This window comes from Micromonospora sp. RTP1Z1 (assembly GCF_033804685.1).
GTDB lineage: Bacteria > Actinomycetota > Actinomycetes > Mycobacteriales > Micromonosporaceae > Micromonospora.
In genome coordinates this window covers 1-21,541 of record NZ_JAPFQV010000031.1, presented here as the reverse complement: position 1 = coordinate 21,541, position 21,541 = coordinate 1, and the positions used below count along the sequence as shown (strand labels likewise).

Genomic DNA, 21,541 nt, shown 5'->3' with positions numbered 1-21,541 from the left:
GGGCGCCCGCCGCCCCTCCCCGGCCTACGGCGCGGTGATCCGGCCCGCGGTGTCGAGCCGCGCCCCGGTCCTCGGGAAGTCGGCCCGGCTCACCTCCCGGACCAGCCCGAGGCCGCGGTCGCCGGCGTCGATCGACGGCTGGCCCACGCCGTTCATGGCGGTCGAGGTGAACGTCCCGCCGGCGAAGCCGCCGTCCCGCTTCAGGGACACCTTCAGCACGCCGCCCCAGCCGAGCCGGCCGGAGCTGTTCAGCGACTTGCCGCCACCGGCGAAGTTGCCCAGGCTGTACGCGATCAGCCGCCCCCGGTAGAACTCCATCCCGCGCAGCACGTGCGGCCCGTGCCCGACGACCAGGTCCGCCCCGGCATCGATCACCGCGTGCGAGAAGCGGACCGGGTCGCCTCGGTTCTCGCCGAAGAACAGCTCGGTGCCCGGCTTCACGTGGCTCCGGTCGGCGCCCTCGGCGCCCATGTGCACCTGCACCACGACCAGGTCGGCCATGGTGGCCGCCTTCGCCACCACCCGCTTCGCCGACTCGATGTCGACGAGGCTGTTGGACCAGACGTACGACGAGAAGCCGGCCACCGCGACCTTGACGCCCTGCACCTGGACCACGGTGATCTGGTCCGGCGCGCCGGTGTGCTTGAGACCGTGCTCGTCCAGTGCCCGCTGGGTGTTCTGGTAGCCCCGGGGGCCGTAGTCGTAGCCGTGGTTGTTGGCCTGGTTGAGCAGCTCGAAGCCGGCCTCGCGGAGGTGCGCCGCGTACTCCGGGGGCGCCCGGAACTGGTAGCAGTTCTTCGGCGTGGGCCCGCACTTGCCGGCGCCGGTGTCCTCGGTGAGCGGCTCCTCCAGGTTCCCCATCACCAGGTCGGCCTTGAGCGCCGCCTTGACCTGGTCGAAGAAGCCCTTGCCGCCGCCGGCCGGCAGTTGGGACGGGGCGTTGCCCATGATGACGTCGCCGGTCGCGGCGAGCGAGACGGTCTTTCCGGCGGCGTCTCCCGGTCCGGGGTCCGCCGATCCGGCGGGGTCGAGCGGGATCGGCGAGCCGGTCGACCCGCCGCCCGCGCCCGGCTGCCAGACCGGCGCATCGCCGGCGTCGTCGGCGCAGCCGGCGGCGAGGAGCGCGACGAGCAGCACGCCGAGGGCGCCGGTGAGGCGTCGACGCGGGCGGGACGCGGAGGGGGCGGGAGCATACATCGCCCGCGACGCTACCGGGCGGCAAACGCTCCGACGAGGGCCGATCGGTCGGAAAACCGGGCCCACCGAAGCGCCGCCGGCCAGGTCAGCCGGTCCGGCGGTCGGACCAGGGCACGACGGTGCCGGCGCCGCCGGCGAGCACGGCCGCGTGCACCGCCCGGGCCAGCGGCCCGCCCCAGGTCGACCGGGGGCCGCCGTAGGGGGCCGGCTCGCCGTCGGCGGGGCAGAGGACGGTGACCGCGTCGGTGGGGGTGCCGGTGGCGGGCAGTCCCAGCTCCCAGATCGCCTGCGCCTTCGCCTCGGTGGCGGTGGCCACGGCGTTGACCAGCGCCGCGTCGCCGAGCCGGGCGGGGACGTACACCACGATGTTGACCGTGCCGACCCGCTGCGCGGGCCGCGCCGGCGCCGGCTCGGCGGCCCAGACCGGGGTGCCGAGCCCGACCGTCGCCCAGGCCCGCACGCCGGTGTCGGCCCGGGCCACCACCTCGGCCACGTCGACCCCGGTCAGCAACCCCACCCCGGGCCCGTCCAGGCCGAGCCCGTCGGCCAGTTCAGCCAGGTGGGCGGCCGGGTCGTCCCGGTGGTACGACATCGGCACGGTCGCGTTGACCACCCACCGTCGTACGCCGATCCCGCCGCCCAGCGGGGCGGTGCCGACGGCCAGCAGCGGCTCGGCGGGCCGCCACACCAGCAGCGGAATGTCCCACCCGTCCTCGTGGCGGGTGGTCAGGAAGGGCTCGCTCAGCACGGACTGACCCTACGTTCCCGGGGGTGCACCTCTGATTCGCGCTCACGTGCGCCTAGACTGGCGGCGCGCGAGGGGATCAGCGGACGGCGGACCCGGCCGACGGACGGCACGCGCTGGCGGAGGTGCGCATGGACGAGGTACTGGCCCGCAGCGGGATCTTCCAGGGTGTCGACCCGGAGGCTGCCGAGGCGCTCGCCAAGGAGATGGAGACGATCGAGGTCCGCAAGGGCGAGATCGTCTTCAACGAGGGTGAGCCCGGCGACAGTCTCTACATCCTGCTGTCCGGCAAGATCAAGGTCGGCCGCCGCGCGGCGGACGGCCGGCAGAACCTGATCGCGGTGATGGGGCCGTCGGACATGGTCGGCGAGCTGTCGCTCTTCGACCCGGGCCCGCGTACGGCGACGGCCACCGCGGTGACCGACACCCGGCTGGTGCGGCTGCGCAAGCAGGCGCTGCGGCCGTGGCTGAACAACCGACCGGAGATCGCCGAGCAACTGCTACGGGTGCTGGCCCGCCGGCTGCGCCGGACGAACGACTCACTGGCCGATCTGATCTTCACGGACGTGCCCGGGCGGGTCGCCAAGAACCTGCTCCAGATGGCCGGGCGGTTCGGCACCCGGGACGGCGGCGTGCTGCGGGTGACCCACGACCTGACCCAGGAGGAGATCGCCCAGCTCGTCGGCGCCTCCCGGGAGACCGTCAACAAGGCGCTCGCCGACTTCGCCTCGCGCGGCTGGCTGCGGCTGGACGGCAAGAGCATCATCATCCTCGACCCGGAGCGCCTGGCCCGCCGCGCGCGGGTCTGACCCACCCCGACATCGACAGGGACCGCCCCCCGGGGCGGTCCCTGTCGTCGCTCTGCTAAGCACACCGCCGGCCGCCGGTCGGGCCGGTCCGTGCCGGCGCGAAGCACGGTGCAGGACGCTACAAAGCTGATGACGTGAATGAATCGCTCGGCCCGCTCCAGCTCCCGGCCGACGAATGAGGTGCCCGATCCACCGACGTCATCAGCTTCGTAGTCACCTCACCCCACCCGGTGGTCGCCACTGCCCGGAGGCGGAGCGTCCGCGACGGCGGCACGGGGCGCCTGCCCGGAAAAAGTCAGTCTTGACTGTTTGTTTCGGGGGCGGCACGCTGTCCCCGTGCCCGCCACATCGACCCGCGTCCCTCAACAGGAGCGCAGCCGCGCCACCCAGGCCCGGCTGCTGGAGGCGACCGTCGAGTGTCTGGTCGAGCACGGCTGGTCCGGCACCACGACCACGGTGGTCGCCAACCGGGCCGGCGTCTCGCGCGGCGCCCAGTTGCACCACTACCCCACCAGGGCCGCCCTGGTCACCGCCGCCGTCGCCCACCTCACCGAACGCCGGGCGGCGGAGCTGCGCACCGAGGCGGACGCCCTGCCCGCCGGCCCGCGACGGCTGGACCGGGTGATCGACCTGCTCGGCGCGGCCTTCACCGGGCCGCTCTTCGTCGCCGCCCTCGAACTCTGGGTGGCGGCCCGCACCGACACCGAGCTGCGCGCCGCCCTGGTGCCGCTGGAGGCCCGGGTGGGCCGCGAGATGCACCGGCTCACCGTCGAACTGCTCGGCGTGGACGAGCGCCGCCCCGGCGTCCGCGAGGCGGTACAGGCCACCCTCGACCTGCTCCGCGGGCTCGGCGTGGCCAACCTGCTCAGCGACGACTCGCCCCGCCGCACCGCCCTGCTGCACACCTGGAAACGCCAGCTCGCCACCCTGCTCACCCCGGACCTCAACCCAGCGGACCTCAACCCAACGAACCGGCACTGACCCGTCCGCCCTGATCGGCACACCCCGCCCGGAGGCACCATGGTCGACCTGACAGCCCTGCTCGCGGACCTGGCCGCCGAGTCCGATCAGCTCGACGCCCTCGTCGCTCCGCTGTCACCGGAGGACTGGGCGCGACCGACCCCGGCCCCCGGCTGGACGGTCGCCCATCAGGTCGCCCACCTGGCCTGGACCGACCACGTGGCCCGGCTCGCCGCCACCGACCCGGCGGCATTCTTCGCCTCGGTCACCGGCGCGCCCGACCCGGCCCGGCTGGTCGACGACGGCGCCGAGTCGTTCCTCGCCCCGCCCGCCGAGCTGCTGGCCCGGTGGCGGGACGGCCGGGCAGCGCTCGCGACGGCCCTCGCCGCCGTGCCACCCGGGGAGAAACTGCCCTGGTACGGCGCCCGGATGTCGCCCGCCTCGATGGTCACCGCCAGGATCATGGAGACCTGGGCGCACGCCGAGGACGTCGCCGACACGCTCGGCGTCACCCGCCCGGCCACCGCCCGCCTGCGGCACATCGCCCACCTCGGCTTCCGTACCCTCGGGCACGGCTTCGCCGCCCACGGCCGCGCGGTGCCGACGGCGCCGGTGCGGGTCGAGCTGACGGCACCGGCGAGCGCGAGGAGCGAGCTTGCGGGCCGCGCCGTCGGGAGCGAGGACGCCGACGGCGACACCTGGATCTTCGGGCCGGCGGACGCCGCCGATCGGGTCACCGGGCCCGCGCTGGACTTCTGCCTGCTGGTCACCCAGCGCCGGCACCGCGCCGACCTGTCCCTGGTCGCCACCGGTACGACCGCCGACGAGTGGCTGGACGTGGCCCAGGCCTTCGCCGGGCCACCCGGGGCCGGCCGCGGGCCGACGGCATGACCGGCGTGCTGCGGGTCGGGAACGCCTCGGGCTTCTACGGCGACCGGTTCACCGCCTGGCGGGAGATGCTCGACGGCGGCCAGCTGGACGTGCTCACCGGTGACTACCTCGCCGAGCTGACCATGCTGATCCTCGGCCGGGACCGGCTGCGCGACCCCGACCTCGGCTATGCGAAGACGTTCCTCCGCCAGCTCGAAGGCTGCCTCGGCACCGCGCTCGACCGAGGCGTGAAGATCGTGACCAACGCCGGTGGCCTCAACCCCGCCGGCCTGGCCGCCGCGATCGGCTCGCTCGCCGACCGGCTCGGCCTCACCGCGCGGATCGGGTACGTCGAAGGCGACACCATCCCGCGTCCGGACGCGCTCACCGCGAACGCGTACCTCGGCGCGTTCGGCATCGCCGCCTGCCTGGATGCCGGGGCGCACGTGGTGGTCACCGGCCGGGTCACCGACGCCTCCCTCGTGGTCGGCCCGGCGATCGCCCGCTTCGGCTGGGGCCGCGACGACCTGGACGCGCTCGCCGGGGCGACCGTGGCCGGGCACCTGATCGAGTGCGGCGCCCAGGTCACCGGCGGCAACTTCAGCTTCTTCACCGAGCTGCCCGACGGCGGGCACCGCCCCGGCTTCCCGATCGCGGAGCTCCACCCGGACGGCTCCTCGGTGCTCACCAAGCATCCCGGCACCGGCGGCGCGGTCACCGTGGAGACCGTCACCGCTCAGCTGTTGTACGAGGTGGGCGGCCCGGCGTACCTGGGGCCGGACGTGGTGACCCGGCTCGACACGGTCACCCTGACCGCCGACGGGCCGGACCGGGTGCGGGTCACCGGCGTCCGCGGCACCCCGCCGCCGGGCACGCTCAAGGTCGGCGTCAACAACCTCGGCGGCTTCCGCAACTCGATGACGTTCGTGCTCTGCGGGCTCGACATCCCGGCCAAGGCGGCCCTGGTCCGGGGCCAGCTCGAGGAGGCGGTCGGCAAGGAGGGGCTGGAGTTCACCCTGGCCCGCACCGACCACCGGGACGCCACGGAGACCGAGGCGGCGAGCGCGCTGCTGCACGTGAATCTCCGCGACGGTGACCGGGCACGGGCCGGACGGGCCTTCTCGGCGGCCGCGGTGGAACTGGCGCTGGCCTCGTACCCGGGCTGCACGCTGACCACCCTGCCCGGCGAGGCCACCCCCTACGGCGTCTTCACCACGGACCTCGTGCCGCAGGACGCGGTCGCGCACGTCGCGGTGCTGCCCGGCGGTGAGCGGGTGCCGATCGCCCCGCCGATCCGAACGAGCGCGACACCGGCGGACGGCACGCCCGCCGACGCGGCCGTGCCCGACGCGGCCGTGCCCGACGCGGCCGTCGGACGGGCGACCCGGCGGGGGCCGCTGGGTGAGCTGGTCGGGGCGCGGTCCGGAGACCAGGGCGGCGACGCGAACCTGGGCGTCTGGGCACGCACCGACGCGACCTGGGCCTGGCTGCGCGGCTGGCTCACCGTCGAGCGGCTGGCCGAGCTGCTGCCGGAGACCGCCCCGCCGACCGTCGAGCGGTACGAGCTGCCGAACCTGCGCGCGGTCAACTTCGTGATCCGAGGGCTGCTCGGGCAGGGGGTGGCCGCCTCCACCCGGTTCGACCCGCAGGCCAAGGCGCTCGGCGAACTGCTCCGCTCCCGCGTCGTCGACCTACCCGCCGAGGGGTGGACAGAATGACCATCGTGGACACCCCCGAGCGGCGGCAGCTCCGCGAGCTGACCCGGACCTTCGTGACCCGCGAGGTGCTGCCCTACCTGGACGACTGGGAACGGGCCGGCGAGGTGCCCCGTGAGCTGCACGCCACCGCCGCGAAGCTCGGCCTGCTCGGCATCGGCTTCCCCGAGTCGGTGGGTGGCAGCGGCGGCAACCTGCTCGACTCGATCGTCGTCACCGAGGAGATCATCCGCTCGGGCGGCTCGTCCGGCCTGATCGCCGCGCTCTTCACGCACGGCATCGCGCTGCCGCACATGGTCGCCTCCGGAAACGTCGACCTGATCGACCGATACGTCCGCCCCACCCTCGCCGGGACGATGATCGGCGCGCTGGCGATCACCGAGCCGGACGGCGGCTCGGACGTCGCCGCGATCCGCACCCACGCCCGTCGGGACGGCGACCACTACGTGGTGAACGGCTCGAAGACGTACATCACCAGCGGGCTCCGGGCCGACTTCGTGACCACGGCGGTCTGCACCGACTTCCCGGGCAGCGGCGAGCTCAGCCTGCTGGTGATCGAAAAGGGTTGGCCCGGCTTCACGGTCGGGCGGCGGCTGGAGAAGCTGGGCTGGCACTGCTCCGACACCGCCGAACTCTCCTTCGTGGACGTCCGGGTCCCGGTGACGAACCGGATCGGCCCGGAGGACACCGGCTTCCTGGCGATCATGCAGCACTTCGCCGCCGAGCGGCTCTCCCTCGCCACCCAGGCGTACGCGACCGCCCAGCGCTGCGTGGAACTCGCCACCCGCTGGTGCCGGGACCGGTCCACGTTCGGCCGGCCGCTGGCCAGTCGGCAGCTGGTCCGGCACCGGCTGGCCGAGCTGCACACCCGCGCCGAGGCAGCCCGGGTGTACGTGCACGAGGTGGCCGCCCGGGTCGCCGCCGGCGAGCCGGTGGTGACCGAGGTCGCGATGGCGAAGAACGTCGCGGTGGCCGCCTGCGACCACGTGGTCGACGCGGCCCTGCAACTGCACGGCGGCTTCGGCTACCTGCGCGACGCCGAGGTGGAACGGCACTACCGGGACGCCCGCATCCTCGGCATCGGCGGCGGCACCACCGAGATCATGAACGAGATCATCGCGAAGGGCATGGGCCTGTGACCATACTGGACAGCGCGCTCGACCCGTCCTCGCCGGCCTACGCGGCCAACCGGGAGTCCCTGCGGGAACGCCTGGCCGAGCTGGACGCCGCGCTCGACCAGGCCCGCGCCGGCGGCGGCGAGAAGTACGTGACCCGGCACCACCAGCGCGGCAAGCTGCTTCCCCGGGAGCGGATCGAGCTGCTCCTCGACCCGGACAGCCCGTTCCTGGAGCTGTCCCCGGTGGCCGGGTACGGTACCGACTTCCCGGTCGGGGCGAGCGTGGTGACCGGCATCGGGGTGGTCGAGGGCGTGGAGTGCCTGGTGGTCGCCAACGATCCGACGGTACGCGGCGGCGCGGTCAACCCCTGGTCGCTCGCCAAGACCCGGCGGGCCGGCGAGATCGCCCTCGCCAACCGGCTGCCGATGGTCAACCTGGTCGAGTCGGCCGGCGCGGACCTGCCCACCCAGGCGGAGATCTTCATTCCCGGCGGCCGGGTGTTCCGCGACCTGACCCGGCTCTCCGCGGCGAAGATCCCCACGGTCAGCGTGGTCTTCGGCAACGCCACCGCCGGCGGCGCGTACGTGCCGGGGATGTCCGACTTCACCATCATGATCCGGGGCCGGTCGCAGGTGTACCTGGCCGGTCCGCCGCTGGTGAAGATGGCCACCGGCGAGGTCACCGACGACGAGTCGCTGGGCGGCGCGGCCATGCACGCCACGAAGTCCGGCCTGGCCGACTTCCTCGCCGAGGACGAGCGGGACGGCATCCGGCTGGCCCGGCAGTGCGTCCGCCGGGTCAACTGGCGCAAGCAGGGGCCGCCCCCGCGCAACCCGGTCCCACAGCCCCCCAAGTACGACCCGGAGGAGTTGCTCGGCATCGCCAGCGCCGACCTCAAGGTGCCCTTCGACCCGCGCGAGGTCCTCGCCCGGGTCCTCGACGGCAGCGAGTTCGACGAGTTCAAGCCGGGCTACGGCACCGCGCTGGTGACCGGCTGGGGCGAGCTGCACGGCTACCCGGTCGGCGTGCTCGCCAACGCCCGGGGGGTGCTGTTCAGCGAGGAGGCGCAGAAGGCGACCCAGTTCATCCAGCTCGCCAACGCCGCCGACACCCCGCTGGTCTTCCTGCAGAACACCACCGGCTACATGGTCGGCACCGAGTACGAGCAGCGGGGCATCATCAAGCACGGCGCCCTGATGATCAACGCGGTGTCGAACTCGACCGTGCCGCACCTGACGGTCAACCTCGGCGCCTCCTACGGCGCCGGCAACTACGGCATGTGCGGCCGGGCGTACGAACCGAGGTTCCTCTTCACCTGGCCGAACGCCAAGTCGGCGGTGATGGGGCCGGCGCAGCTCGCCGGGGTGCTCTCGATCGTCGCCCGACAGGCCGCCGCCGCCCGGGGACGCGAGTACGACGAGGACTCCGACGCCGCGATGCGAATGCTGGTCGAGCAGCAGATCGAGTCCCAGTCCGGGGCGCTCTTCCTCTCCGGCCGGCTCTACGACGACGGGGTGATCGACCCTCGGGACACCCGTACCGTCCTCGGGCTCTGCCTGTCGGCGATCCACAACGGACCGGTCAGGGGCGCCGACGGCTTCGGCGTTTTCCGGATATGAGGCGGACATGATTCGGAAACTGCTTGTCGCGAACCGGGGCGAGATCGCCCGCCGGGTCTTCGCCACCTGCCGGGCGCTCGGCATCGGTACGGTCGCCGTGCACTCCGACGCCGACGTCGACGCGCCCTTCGTCGCCGACGCCGACCAGGCCGTACGCCTGCCGGGGAACACGCCGGCCGAGACGTACCTGCGGATCGACCTGATTCTGGACGCGGCCCGGAAGGCCGGCGCGGACGCCGTCCACCCGGGTTACGGCTTCCTCGCCGAGAACGCGGAGTTCGCCGCGGCGGTGACCGACGCGGGCCTGACCTGGGTCGGGCCGCCGGCGAAGGCGATCGCCGCGATGGGCGACAAGATGGAGGCGAAGGCGCTGCTCGCCGAGGCGGGCGTGCCGATGCTGCCGACCTGGACCGACCCCGACCAGATCACCGACTTCCCGGTGCTGGTCAAGGCGTCCGCCGGCGGCGGCGGGCGTGGCATGCGAGTCGTTCGGGACGCCGCCGACCTGGCCGAGGCCGTCGCCTCGGCGCGCCGCGAGGCGGCTGCCGCGTTCGGCGACGGCACGGTCTTCATCGAGCGGTACGTCGAGTGCGGCCGCCACGTCGAGGTGCAGGTCTTCGGCGACACCCACGGCACGGTGGTGGCTCTGGGCGAGCGGGACTGCTCGATCCAGCGCCGGCACCAGAAGATCGTCGAGGAGGCCCCGGCGGTCCTGCCGGAGGGGGTCCGGGCCCGATTGCACGAGGCGGCGGTGGCCGCTGGCCGGGCGGTCGGCTATGTCGGCGCGGGCACGGTCGAGTTCCTGCTCGCGCCGGACGGGGAGTTCTTCTTCCTGGAGATGAACACCCGCCTCCAGGTGGAACACCCGGTCACCGAGGCGGTCACCGGGCGGGACCTGGTCCGGCTGCAACTGCTGGTCGCCGAGGGCGAGCCGCTGCCGTCGGCGGCGACCCCGCCGACCGACGGCCACGCGATCGAGGTACGCCTCTGCGCCGAGGACCCGGGCCAGGGCTTCCGCCCCGGCACGGGCACCCTGCACCGGTTCGCGGTTCCCGGGGTGACCGGCGAGTTCGCCCCCACGAAGGGGCTGCGGCTCGACTCCGGCGTGGTGGACGGCTCGGCGGTGGGCGTGCACTACGACTCGATGCTGGCCAAGCTGGTCGCCTGGGCGCCGACCCGCGCCGAGGCGGCCCGGGCCCTGGCGGGCGCGCTGGCCCGGGCCGAGTTCCACGGCGTCGCCACCAACCGGGACCTGCTGGTCCGGGTGCTCCGCAGCCCCGAGTTCGGCGCGGCCGAGGTCGACACCGGCTTTTTGGAGCGGCACGGCGAGGTCTTCGCTCCGCTGCTGCCGAACGATCAGCTCCCGCTAGCGGCCCTCGCCGCCGCCCTGGCTTCGGCGGCCGGCCGGCGGGCCGGCGCGACCGTGCTCGCCGGGCTGCCCTCGGGTTGGCGGAACGTGCCCGCCTTCCCGCAGGTGACCCGGTTCGCCGGCCCGGACGGCGAGATCGAGGTCCGCTACCGGCTGGACCGCACAGGGGCGTTGGCGGGATGGTCCACGGATCCTTCAGTCAGCACGCCGGGTGGAACGGCTGACCTCTCCTCCGGGGCAGCGCCGGCCGTGGCGCTGGTCGAGGCCGCCCCGGACCGGGTGGTGCTCGACGTGGACGGGGTGCGGCGGGCGTTCCGCGTACACCGGGTGGGGTCGGAGGTCTTCGTGGACGGCCCGGACGGGGCGGCGAGCCTCACCGAGCTGGCGCGGTTCCCGCTGCCCACCGCGGAGCTGGCGGCCGGGTCGCTGCTGGCGCCGCTGCCCGGCGCGGTGACCCGGGTGCACGTCGGGGTCGGGCAGCGGGTCGCCGCCGGTGAGCTGCTGCTGACCCTGGAAGCGATGAAGCTCGAACACCCCGTGCTCGCCCCGACCGACGGTGTGGTCGCCGAGCTGCCGGTGCCGGCCGGCGGCCAGGTCGACACCGGCGCCGTGCTGGCCGTGGTCAACTCCGAGGAGGACCCGCGATGAACTTCGACCTCACCCCCGAGCAGGACCAGCTCCGCGACGCCGTCCGGGCGCTGGGTCGCAAGTACGGCCACGGTTACTTCGTCGAGAAGGCGAAGGCCGGCGAGCACACCACCGAGCTGTGGAACGAGGCCGGCCGGCTCGGCTACCTCGGCGTCAACATCCCCACCGAGTACGGCGGCGGGGGCGGTGGCATCACCGAGCTGGCCATCGTCTGCGAGGAACTGGCCGCCGCCGGCTGCCCGCTGCTGCTGCTGGTGGTCTCCCCCGCGATCGCCGCCACGGTGATCGCCAAGCACGGCACCGACGAGCAACGGAAGCGCCACCTGCCCGGGCTCGCCGACGGCTCCCAGAAGATCGTCTTCGCGATCACCGAGCCGGAGGCCGGCTCGAACTTCCACCGGCTCGGCACGGTGGCGCGCCGCGACGGCGACGACTGGCTGCTCTCCGGCCGCAAGTGCTACATCTCCGGCGTGGACGAGGCGAACCACGTGCTGGTGGTGGCCCGCACCGAGGACGCGTCGACCGGCAAGCTCAAGCCGGCGCTGTTCATCGTGCCGACCGACGCCCCGGGGCTCACCCGCTCCAAGCTGGACATGGAGATCCTCTCCCCGGAGAACCAGTTCCTGCTCTACCTGGACGACGTGCGCCTCCCGGCCGACGCCCTGCTCGGCGAGTCCCTCGACGCGGGCCTGCCGGCGCTCTTCGCCGGCCTGAACCCGGAGCGGATCACCGTCGCCGCGATGGGCGCCGGCACCGGCCGGTACGCCATCGAGCGGGCCAGCGACTACACCGCCACCCGCAAGGTGTGGGGCGGCCGGAGCATCGGCTCGCACCAGGGCGTGGCGCACCCGCTCGCGCACGCCGCGGTGCAGGTGGAGCTGACCCGCCTGATGATCAACAAGGCGGCCACCCTCTACGACGCCGGGCGCGACCTGGAGGCCGGCGTCGCCGGCAACATGGCCAAGTACGCCGCCGGCGAGGCCGCCGCGCTCGCCGTGGACACCGCCGTGCAGGCGCTCGGCGGCGCCGGCATGACCACCGAGTACGGGGTGGCCACCCTGCTCGGCGCGGTCCGCGCCGGCCGGATCGCCCCGGTCAGCCGGGAGATGATCCTCAACTTCGTCGCCCAGCACGTCCTCGGCCAGGACAAGTCGTACTGAGGGCTCTCACAGCGGACGGTTCAGCCCGACGTGGAGGTGGCCGGCCCACCGGGTCGGGGTCGAGGGGAACTCGTCGCGGACGGCTCGCACCGTGTCGTTGAGCACCCGCGCCGCGGCGGCCGGGTCGGGCGGCTCGGTGCCGCCGTTCGTCAGCCCGGCGTAGAACGCCTCGGCGATCCGGGCGCTGTCCGTGGTCCGCCACGCCGTGCCGACGACCCCGCGGAAGCCCGCGAGCTGGAACGCGGCGGCCAAGTGCAGCGGCTCGTCGGTGAACGTCGGGTGCGTCTCGGCGGTGCTGCACGCGGAGAGGAAGGCCAGCTCCGCCCGCTCCAGGTGGTACGAGCCCACCATGCTCGGGCTGAGCAGGCCACCTCCGCCGAGGCGCAGGCCACCGCGCAGCCCGGCGTCGATACTGGCGTCGGCGTCGCCGTGGCAGGCGAAGTGGGCGATCGGATGCGCCCGCAACGCGTCCTCGACCGCGACCGGTTCCACCGCCGTGCCGGCGAGCACGGTGGAACCCGGGATCAGTCGCGCGACGTGGTCGACCTCGGCACGGACCTGCGCCAGCGCGGGCAGGTCGCCCGCCGTCGGCACGCCGACGACGGCGGCCGTGGCGGTGGCCGGTGGACGCGGACGGTCCGCCGCGGCGTGCGCGAGGGCGGTGAGGGTCGGCGTGTACGACGACACGGCCCGGTCGAAGACCGTACGCGGGCGGCCCGGCTCTTGGTGGTGCCCGGCCGCGTGAAGCGGGAGGCGGGCCAGCGTGCCGGCCGGCGACCACCAGATCCGGGGAGCCGGACCGGACCCGGGAGCGATCCGGTCGAGCACCGGCCCGGTGACGGCGTCCCACAGCCAGGCCAGGATGCCCAGCAGGTCCTCCTGGGCGGCGGCACGCCGGTCGAACGGCACCGCCGGGTCCATCGCGTCGGACACCGCCGCGGACAACCGGAGGACGTGCTGCCGGACGACGGTCTCCCGCAGCTCGGGCAGCCGGACGAGCTGCACGCCCCGGTCCGGTTCCGGCGGGATGATCAGGGCGTCACCCCGGTCGCCGTGCGTGGTGACGACCACGACCGGCATGCCCGCCAGCCGCTCGCGCAGCAGGGGCAGCGACGGAGGCCGCAGGAAGTCGGCGAACTCGGGCAACCGGCGGATACGCGCGATCACCCGGTCCCGGTCCACCGCCAGCTCCCGGGTGCGGGCCACCCAGACGGGCCGGGGATCCCATTCCCTGGTGGCGCTGTCCAGGACCGCGCCGGACTCCGCCCGGCGCTCCACCTCGATAATGAACTTCCGGACGTGCGTGTAGGCGTCCGCCTCGGACAGTTCACGGTCGATCCGGTCCAGCTCCGCGGCGAGCTGCGGACTGGTGGTCCGCAGCTCCGCCCAGCCGCCGCGGATGCCGAGGGCCTCGTGGAACAGGAGGCCCCGGCCGCGCTCCAGCAGCTCGACGGCGCCGTCGGTGTCCCCGGCCGCGATCGCCACCGCGGCGGCCTCCGCGGCCAGCCCGCCCAGTTCCGCGACCGCGCCGAGCCGGCGGCGGCCGGCCAGCGACCGGCTGACCGAGGACGGCATCCGCTGCACCGCCCGCTCCAGCGCGGCCAGTCGGGCGGCCGGGTCCGCCGCTTCGCGGGCCAGCCCGGCCTGCTGGCGTTCGGCCCCGATCCGGTCCTGCGCGTCGGTCAGCGGCGAGGCGGCCAGCGCGGCGTACGTGGCGATGGCTTCGGCGCGCGCCCGGTCGGCGTCCGGTCCTCCCGATCTCGCCAGCTCGGCTGCCGCCCGGGCCAGGAGCCCCGCCCGCAGCGGCCACCAGTGGTGGTCGGTCGGGGTTTCCTCGACCGCCTCCCTGGCCAGGTCCACGGCGTCGGACAGGACGTCGAGGTCGCCGCCCAGCCGGTACCGCTGGTACCACACGTCGGCGATCGTGCTGCCGATCCGCGGGTGGTCCGGATGGTCCGGTGGCAGCAGCGCCAGGGCCTCCCGGAGGGTGCGCTCGGCCTCCAGCAGGGCGGCCTCGTCCTTCCGCCGCACGGCGTGCCGGGTCACGCTGCTCGCGTGGTTGTAGAGGAACCCGACGCGGCGGGAATCGCCGTCGGACAGAGCGGCGACCGCGCGGCGGCCGACCTCCACCGCCTCGGCGAGGAGCCCGTCGTCGGGTGCCAGCGCGTCGCGGCGCACCAGAAGACTGGCCAGGCCCATCAGGCGCAACGCGTACGACTCGTGCCGTGGGGGCGTGAGTCGCAGCGCCTCCCGCTGGTGCCGCAGCGCCTCGTCCAGGCTCTCGGGATCGCGGGTCAGCCAGCCGGCGTCGGACAACGTACCGGCCAGGACCACGAGTTGGTGCGGGCGCTCGTCGGGCTGCTCCTCGGGCTGCTCCTCGGTCAGCTCCAGGGCCGCCCGGGCGGCGGACAGCGCGACCTCGACCAGTTGTGCTGCCCCGCCGTGCAGTCCCGCGTCGGCGGCGGAGCCCGCCAGCAGGTTCAGAGCCTCCCGCCGCAACGGGTGCCGAGGTCCGGTGGCGTCCAGGGCCAACTGTGCCCAGGTCGCCGCCCGCCCCGCCCCGCTCAGCTCGCCGCCGTGCTCCCAGCGATCCCGCTCGGCCCCGCCGAGCAGCAGCAGGGCCTGCGGCCGGGCCGGGTGGAACGCGGGCACCGCGACGACCAGCACTGCGGCCGACTCGTACCGCGCGGCCAGCGCCGACGGCGAGGCGTCGACGGTGATCCGGGCGGCCTGTTCCTCGGCCCGGCGGAGAAGCTGGTCGAGCAGATCGGGCTGGTCGGCCGCCGCGACGATCGCCAGTACCGGGTCGAGGCCGACGGTGTCCGCCAACCGGTTGGCGACCTCGTTGAGGCGCTGGAGAGCCGAGGCCGTCGCGGGTTCGTCCGAGGCGGCGGCGTGGACCGCGTCGCGCCAGGCGCCGGTCGCCTCGAGCAGGATCTCGACCGAGGCCAGTTCCGGGATCTCGTGCAGCCGGCACAGCGCCGCGCCGAGCCGCGCCACCACGGTCGGGTCGGTGGGGTGCCGCTGCCAGCCGAGTTGCGCCGCCCGCCGGTACTCGCCGACGGCCAGCTCCAGGGCCCGGGGTCCGGCGCCCCGGTCGAAGTAGTGCTCCAGGAGGCCACCGCGGCGACCGAGGCGGTGGATCCGGTGCGGGTCCCCGGCCGACGTGGCCTTCAGCGCCCTCGTGGCGGTGTCCAACGCGTCGTCGAGCGTCAGCGCGTCGCCGGTCTCCTCGGCGAGCGCGGCGAGCGCCTCGGCGAGATCGGTCAGCAGCGCGGCACGGAGCAGGCGAGCCGCCTCGTCGCGTTCCCGTGCCAGTTGGGAGAGCCACTCCTGGTACAACGTCACGAGCATCCGGAGGGCCTTCTCCGAACCGGCCCGGTGCCGCTGCCGGAGACGCGCGACCCGATCGGCCTGCTGCTGACTCAACAGGACGTCGGAGAGCACCGGTGAGCCGGGCCGGTCGGTCGTGCCGCACTCGTCCCGGAGCGGCTCGGGTACCAGGCCCGGGTCCCGGCGGTGAAGCCGGCGGAAGAGGTCGACCGCCGCGCGGCGCTCCCGCAGACCGTCGACCCCGGGGAGGTCGAGATACCGGTACCAGTGCAGTCGCGCCAGCGCCTGCGCCGCCTGCCGGCCCGTTCCGCGGTCACCGACCGCACCGGCCAGGCTCCGCTGCTCAGCGGAGAGGTCGGTGTGCCACAGGACCCCCGGGTTGCCCGTGCGTTCGTACTCGGCGATCACGGCGGTGACCCGGTGCAGGTCACTGCCGATGGTCCATCGCGGCATCACGTCTCCATTCCGTCGCTGCGGCCGGTGCGGAGGTGTCGGGCGGCGATCGCCGTGGCGTCCTCTGATCCTGCCGGCCGACGACGGCGGGCGGAAGCGGGACGACGAGGTCCGGACAGGACAGTGCCCGGGTCGCTACTGTGGCAGCGGGAGAGGTCGACCGAGGCACTGGGAGCGGCAGTGGAACTCGTTGCGCACCGCGTCGGCCGGCTCTGCGGCCAGGCCGTCGGCGGGCAGCTCCGGGAACACGCCGAGCGGTACGACGTCGTCGAGGTGGTGGACCGGATCGCCGCCGCGGTCGGGCAGGGACGGCTCGACACGCACCTGGTGGAGGACCTCGACCGCCTCGACGCCGCGTTCGCCCGCAACGGCATCGACGGGCTGACCACCGGCGTGCGGGGGTTCGAGCCGTGGCTCGGCGGGGGTGGGCATCCGACGGTCACCGCGTGGACCTGCCCGAGCCCGCGGCCGTGTCCCCGGGCGGTGCCGGTCGGCGAGGACGACCCGCCCGCGTGCGCGCTCACCGGCGCACCGTTCACGGAGACCCGGATCCCGTTGTGAACGCGTTCCTCGCCGAACTGGGCAAGCAGTTGGTGACCCGGTGGACCGTCGCGCTGATGCTGCCGGGGGCGCTGTTCGCCGGTGCGGTGGTGCTGGGCCACGTCCTCGGCCACCAGCACGCCGTCGACCTCCGGGCCCTGCCGGGCTGGCTGGACGGGGTGACGGCCATCCCGGCCGGTGGGCGCGGCGGCGCGCTGCTGATCGCCGTGGCCGCGTTCCTGCTCGGCGCGACGGCGGCGGGGCTCACCGCCCACACGGTGGGCGTGTTCGTCGCATGGACCTGGAGCCTGGGCGGATCCGTGCCGGTGCTGCGCCGGCTCGCCGACCGGCGCCGTCGCCGGTGGGAGCGGGCGGACGCCGAGGCAGCGGAGACGGAACGCGCGCTGCTGGTGGACACCGCCGACCCCACGCTCCGCGCCCTGGTCCGCCGGGCCATCGCCCGCCGCGCGGCGATCTGCCTTGTCGAGCCGGAACGCCCCACCTGGATCGGCGACCGGCTGCACGCGGCCGACGTCCGGGTGCACCGGAGTTACCGGGTCGACCTGGCGACCGTGTGGCCGCGACTGTGGCTGGTCCTCCCCGACGAGGTACGCGGCGAGTTGGCGGCCGTCCAGGACCGGTGCGCATCGGCGGCCCGGCTGGCCGGGTGGGGCGTGCTGTACGCCGCCCTCGGGGCGTTCTGGTGGCCCGCCCTGGTCGTCGGCCTCGCGACCCTGCTCACCGCCCGGTACCGGGCGCGGCTGGCCGTCAGCGTCTACACCGACCTGGTCGAAGCCGCCGTGGACCTGCACGGCCGGGACCTGGCGGTCCAGTTGGGGCTGCCCTGCCCGGGCCGGCTCACCGCCGAGATCGGGGAGCAGATCACCGCGATCGTCCGCAAGGACGACCTGGTGCCGCGCTCCCGGCGGGCGGTGTCCGCCGCGACGGCGCACCCGCCGCGGTCGCTGCCGCGCCCGTGAACCCGGGCCCTCGGGCGTCACGGCTTCCAGGACGGGTTGTGCAGGACGGCCAGGTTCTGTCGCGCGGTCACCGCCAGGTTGTGGTCGCGGTCGGCGTCCGGCATCGCGTCGAGGACCTCCCAGTACAGGCCGATCGCCCGCTCCCGGTACCCGGCGAACGCCAGGGTCGCGGCCAGGTTGTTCCGCCGGCCGACCGTCCGGAGGTCGTCGCGCCCGTGGTTCCGCTCGCTGTGACGGACGTTCTGCTCGTGCAGGTCGATGGCCTGCGCGTACTGGCCCGCCTGCTGGTAACCCACCGCCAGGTTGTTGCGGAGGACCAGGGTGAGGTCGCCGTCGGTGCCGTGCAGGGGTTCGGCCGTGACCACGATCTCCCGCAGCACGTCCAGCCCGTCGTCGACGTCCCCGGCGGCGAGGTACGCCTGCCCCAGCGCGTTCCGGACCTTCAGCGTGTCCTCGTCGACCGGGCCGAACGCCTGCGCCGCGGCCTCGGCGAGGGGTTGGAGCAGGGCGATCGCCTCGATGAAGCGTCCACACCGGCGGTGGTCCTCGGCGACGTCCAGCCGGTACGCCAGGGTGCTGCGGCTGGGCAGCGACTCCCGACCGAGGCCGGCCGCGCGCCAGACGTCGAGGGACGTCCGGACCACGTCGAGCGGACCGGCGAACTGCCGCGCGGGTGGCGGCGGCATGGCCGACAGAGGTTCGGGTGGGCCCGCCTCCCGTACCACCCAGGACGCGAGCAGCTCGCGCAGCGCGGCGGCGTCGGTGCCGCCGACGTGGAACCGGTACACCCCGTGGTCCAGGTGCAGGTGCAGGGTCGCCCCGTCGCCGGCGCCCAGTGGGACGGAACTCAGCATGATGGCGAACAGGTGGGGCCGGCGCACCTCCAGCCCCCGCAGGTCGGGCCAGCGGACGGTCAGGAACCGGCGCAGCCGTCGGCGGAGCACGATGCCGGAGCGGTCGACGGAGGCGGTGAGAGCCGGCGTCTCGTCCGTCCGGTGTGGATGCCCGCCGAGATAGGTCACGTCGGGTATCGACAGCGCTGACATCGCGTCATCGTTCCATTCGGGGACGGAGCTGAAAACCTTCGCAGGTCGCCGGGCCCGCCCCGACGGGCCCGGGGTACGGCGGGCGCCCGATCGTCCGCCGCACCTCGACGCCTCCGCCCGGGCGGCCTCCGGCAGCTCCTGGAACGGCTGCGAGTCACCCGTGCAGGGCGCGCCCTTCGCCGGCAGCGCCACCAAACACCCACGAGAGCGACAAATTGCCGATTGATGTAACGAATTTTTCATGATCGACGCTGCTTAAGACCGTGTGTCGCGACCGGACGGTCCGCCCGGGACCCGACGGCCGGTCCCACGGTTGACAGCCGGATGACCTGGGCCATGCTTGTCGGGTGAGGTTGTTCCCCAAGCCCGACGCGCGCTTCCGGGCCGCCGCCACGACGCTGGCCGCGGTCGCCCTGCTGGTGACGATGCTGATCTGGCGTCCGGAGGGAACCCTGGCCGTGGTGCTGGCGCTGGTCCTCGTGCTGCTCACGATGACGGCGGGCGTGGCGGTCACCGCGGCCCGGGAGAGCCGCGACGCCAGGCCGACCGCCCCCCACCCGCCAGCGGGCCAGCCGCTTCCCGCCGGCTACGGGGTGGACGCGGACACGCTCGAGACGCTGGACCCGCGCGCGGTGCGGGACAGTCGGACGGTGAACGGGGTCAGCGACCGCTGAACGCCGGCGCGGCGAGCGCGTCCACGCCGCGTCCGGCCAGACAGCGGTAGGTGCGGTCGCCGTCCGCGTCGGCCGGCGGCAGCACCTCCAGGTTCCACCCCGCCTGATAGCGGATACCGCTGGTGAGCCGGAACGTGCGGGCGTTGCAGACGCCGCGGATGACCGGGTCGGCGCTGATCGCCGCATGCCCGGCCCCGACCAGGGCGTCCGGCAGGTCACCCTCGGCGTAGGTCTCCCAGGTGTGCCGGCCGTCGCATGGGATCCGGGCCGCCTCCGCGCGGGCGCCGCGCAGCCGGACCGGCCCGAAACACTCCAACCCGGACGCACAGCGAGCACCCGCCGGCAGGGCGACGCCGGACGAGCCGACCCTGCAGCCCGGCAGCACGTCCTCGGCGCTGCCCGGCGAACTGACCGCGGTGGCCACGGGCGTCGGCGACAGCACGGCCGGCGCGCCCCCGGCGAGCCAGGCGCCGGCGCTGGCGGAGGCGCCCAGCGCGAGGACCCCGGCACCGCCGAGGAACCACCGCCGTCGCCACCGCCGCCCCGACGACGGCACCGTCGGGTGCGCGTCCTCGGTCTGCGGGCGCTGGGCCGGCTGCCCCGTCCAGCCGACGGGGTACGGGCCGGTGGCGCCGCCGCTGACCGGGATGCCGGAGACCGGCGTGGCGCCCGGGTCGAGCGGCAGCGCGGCGAGCAGCCCGCGCAGCTCGACGGCGGACGGGCGCGACCCCGGGTCGTTGGCCATCCCGGCCCGCAGCACGTCGACCAGCTCCTCCGGTACGCCGGGCAGCCCGGGGACCGGCTGGTGAAACATCTCCAACACGGTGACCAGGCTCGGGTTGCGCTCGGACTGCCAGCGCGGCGGCCGGCCGTGCATCACCGCGTAGAGGGTCGCGCAGAGCGCGTACACGTCGACCGCCGGTGAGGGTGGGCTGTGGCTGAACATCTCCGGCGGCGCGTACGCCGGGGTGAGCACCTCCAGGGTGACCGAGGCGTCCCGCACCTCGGCCAGCACCGCCAGCCCGAAGTCGGCGAGCACCGCCGGGTTGAAGTGCGAGTAGAGGATGTTGGCGGGCTTGACGTCCCGGTGCAGCACGCCGGCCGCGTGCGAGTGGGCGAGCGCGTCAGCGATCTTGACGCCGACGTCGCGCGCCTCCGCCGGGCCCAGCGGTGAGGTCCGCATCCGCTCGGCGTACGACCCGTCGCAGAGCTCCATGATCAGGTAGGGGTGCTGGTCGACCGTGACGCCGACGTCGAAGAGATCGACCACGTGGGGGTGGGACGACATCTTCCCCGCGGCCCGCGCCTCGCGCAGGAAACGCGCCTGGTCCCGGTCGCTGTCCAGGGTGCGGTTCTCCACCTTGACCGCGACCTCGCGCCCCACCGAGATCTGGGTCGCCCGGTAGACGGTGGCGTAGCCACCCCGGGCGAAAACCTCCAGATCGGTCAGACCGGGCACGATGGGCAGCCGGCGGGCGCCGGGCGGGGTGTCGGTCACGGCTCGAAAATACCTGTCTCCACCGTCGGCTCAGTGGACCGGACCAGCCGCGGGCGCGCTACCTGCGGCATCGTCCGCCGCTGACGCCCCGGCCGGGGCGTCGCCGTCGGCCGCGCCGGCCGGCTCAACCGGATCGAAGCCGACCGCCGCCGGCGCGGCGCGGTGGGCGTCCCACCAGAGGCCCACCGCAGTGGCGACCGCACCCAGCCCCTCCCAGGCGGCGACCCCGAAGAACCGACCCGGGGCGACGTCGGAGAGCACCGCGATGCTGAAGACGGTGAACGTGACCAGTCGGAAGACCACCGTGAAGCGGTAGAACGGTCGCCACTCGGTCGCCGTGGCGAGCAGGTAGTAGACGCCCATGTTGAACGAGGCCATCGAGGACGCGGTGAGGAACGTGCCGGTGTAGTCGCCGGGCGCGCGGGCGGCCGGGACCTCGAAGCCGAGCAACCGCAGCTGCGTCTCCGGCCAGATCAACCCGAGCGCACCCAGCAGCAACGCGAGGACGCCGAAGACGGCCACCGTCCAGCCGGCGCCGGAGCGCGGCAGCCTCATCTTCCCTCCCCCACCCGCGACCGCCACCGTGGACGGCCGCCTCGATCAGACACACGCTAGCCGCCGCCCCCGACGCTCACATCCCCGGAACCGCCAAAACTACGGCCGGGTGGGGGTGGGGGTGGGGATGCTCCTATGGATGTCAAGGGGTGTCGAGGGCGGTGAAGTCGGCGAGTAGGGCGGTGTGGACCTCGCGGACGACGTAGCGCTTGAGGCATCGCATGATCTCTTTTTTGCTGAGGCCTTGTTTGG

General features: G+C 74.3%; 17 protein-coding genes. 11 read left to right on the top strand and 6 right to left on the bottom strand.

Annotated elements, in window-relative coordinates:
* Window positions 1-24: 24 nt before the first annotated feature.
* The gene (locus tag SLP03_RS16970; protein WP_319461570.1) at window positions 25-1,197 is read right to left on the bottom strand and encodes a CapA family protein; all 1,173 of its coding nucleotides are present in this window, start codon (window positions 1,195-1,197) and stop codon (window positions 25-27) included.
* 85 nt (window positions 1,198-1,282) lie between these two features.
* Window positions 1,283-1,945, bottom strand: a complete 663-nt coding sequence (locus SLP03_RS16965; RefSeq protein ID WP_319461569.1) for an adenosylcobinamide amidohydrolase — start codon at window positions 1,943-1,945, stop codon at window positions 1,283-1,285.
* A 128-nt stretch (window positions 1,946-2,073) separates the two neighbouring features.
* Here SLP03_RS16965 and SLP03_RS16960 point away from each other — a divergent pair, with 128 nt between their 5' ends.
* From SLP03_RS16960 to SLP03_RS16925, 8 genes are all read left to right on the top strand, one after another.
* Window positions 2,074-2,751: a Crp/Fnr family transcriptional regulator gene (locus tag SLP03_RS16960; RefSeq protein WP_007466162.1), complete on the top strand. Its 678-nt coding sequence runs from the start codon at window positions 2,074-2,076 to the stop codon at window positions 2,749-2,751.
* Between the two features lie 336 nt (window positions 2,752-3,087).
* On the top strand, window positions 3,088-3,732 hold the full coding sequence (locus SLP03_RS16955; RefSeq protein ID WP_319461568.1) for a TetR/AcrR family transcriptional regulator: 645 nt from the start codon (window positions 3,088-3,090) through the stop codon (window positions 3,730-3,732).
* Between the two features lie 39 nt (window positions 3,733-3,771).
* On the top strand, window positions 3,772-4,602 hold the full coding sequence (locus tag SLP03_RS16950; RefSeq protein ID WP_319461567.1) for a TIGR03084 family metal-binding protein: 831 nt from the start codon (window positions 3,772-3,774) through the stop codon (window positions 4,600-4,602).
* The gene (locus SLP03_RS16945) at window positions 4,599-6,299 is read left to right on the top strand and encodes an acyclic terpene utilization AtuA family protein (RefSeq protein WP_319461566.1); all 1,701 of its coding nucleotides are present in this window, start codon (window positions 4,599-4,601) and stop codon (window positions 6,297-6,299) included. The genes SLP03_RS16950 and SLP03_RS16945 overlap by 4 nt, the downstream gene beginning before the upstream one ends.
* Window positions 6,296-7,435 (top strand): acyl-CoA dehydrogenase family protein, encoded by a 1,140-nt coding sequence (locus SLP03_RS16940; RefSeq protein ID WP_319461565.1) that lies wholly within the window; start codon window positions 6,296-6,298, stop codon window positions 7,433-7,435. The genes SLP03_RS16945 and SLP03_RS16940 overlap by 4 nt, the downstream gene beginning before the upstream one ends.
* Window positions 7,432-9,033, top strand: coding sequence for an acyl-CoA carboxylase subunit beta (locus tag SLP03_RS16935; RefSeq protein WP_319461564.1), 1,602 nt, complete (start codon window positions 7,432-7,434; stop codon window positions 9,031-9,033). Before SLP03_RS16940 ends, SLP03_RS16935 begins: the two co-directional genes overlap by 4 nt.
* A 7-nt stretch (window positions 9,034-9,040) precedes the next feature.
* Complete coding sequence (locus SLP03_RS16930; RefSeq protein ID WP_319461563.1) at window positions 9,041-11,050, top strand: acetyl/propionyl/methylcrotonyl-CoA carboxylase subunit alpha; 2,010 nt, start codon at window positions 9,041-9,043, stop codon at window positions 11,048-11,050.
* Window positions 11,047-12,210, top strand: a complete 1,164-nt coding sequence (locus SLP03_RS16925) for an acyl-CoA dehydrogenase family protein (protein ID WP_319461562.1) — start codon at window positions 11,047-11,049, stop codon at window positions 12,208-12,210. The genes SLP03_RS16930 and SLP03_RS16925 overlap by 4 nt, the downstream gene beginning before the upstream one ends.
* A 6-nt stretch (window positions 12,211-12,216) precedes the next feature.
* On the opposite strand, the gene SLP03_RS16920 is transcribed toward SLP03_RS16925, so the two are convergent.
* On the bottom strand, window positions 12,217-15,996 hold the full coding sequence (locus SLP03_RS16920; RefSeq protein ID WP_319461561.1) for a CHAT domain-containing protein: 3,780 nt from the start codon (window positions 15,994-15,996) through the stop codon (window positions 12,217-12,219).
* Window positions 15,997-16,176: 180 nt separating this feature from the next.
* Here SLP03_RS16920 and SLP03_RS16915 point away from each other — a divergent pair, with 180 nt between their 5' ends.
* Together SLP03_RS16915 and SLP03_RS16910 are read left to right on the top strand one after the other, a co-directional pair.
* Window positions 16,177-16,557, top strand: coding sequence for a hypothetical protein (locus SLP03_RS16915; RefSeq protein ID WP_319461560.1), 381 nt, complete (start codon window positions 16,177-16,179; stop codon window positions 16,555-16,557).
* A complete protein-coding gene (locus SLP03_RS16910; protein WP_319461559.1) occupies window positions 16,554-17,516 on the top strand; it encodes a hypothetical protein in 963 nt (320 codons plus the stop codon). Before SLP03_RS16915 ends, SLP03_RS16910 begins: the two co-directional genes overlap by 4 nt.
* Window positions 17,517-17,533: 17 nt before the next feature.
* Here the strand turns inward: SLP03_RS16910 and SLP03_RS16905 are convergent, their stop codons facing one another.
* Window positions 17,534-18,562, bottom strand: coding sequence for a tetratricopeptide repeat protein (locus SLP03_RS16905; protein ID WP_319461558.1), 1,029 nt, complete (start codon window positions 18,560-18,562; stop codon window positions 17,534-17,536).
* Between the two features lie 347 nt (window positions 18,563-18,909).
* On the opposite strand from SLP03_RS16905, the gene SLP03_RS16900 reads away from it, so the two are divergent.
* The gene (locus tag SLP03_RS16900; RefSeq protein ID WP_319461557.1) at window positions 18,910-19,236 is read left to right on the top strand and encodes a hypothetical protein; all 327 of its coding nucleotides are present in this window, start codon (window positions 18,910-18,912) and stop codon (window positions 19,234-19,236) included.
* Here SLP03_RS16900 and SLP03_RS16895 read toward each other — a convergent pair.
* Window positions 19,223-20,734: a serine/threonine-protein kinase gene (locus SLP03_RS16895; RefSeq protein WP_319461556.1), complete on the bottom strand. Its 1,512-nt coding sequence runs from the start codon at window positions 20,732-20,734 to the stop codon at window positions 19,223-19,225. The genes SLP03_RS16900 and SLP03_RS16895 overlap by 14 nt on opposite strands.
* 30 nt (window positions 20,735-20,764) lie before the next feature.
* On the bottom strand, window positions 20,765-21,289 hold the full coding sequence (locus SLP03_RS16890; protein ID WP_319461555.1) for a hypothetical protein: 525 nt from the start codon (window positions 21,287-21,289) through the stop codon (window positions 20,765-20,767).
* Between the last annotated feature and the right edge of the window lie 252 nt (window positions 21,290-21,541).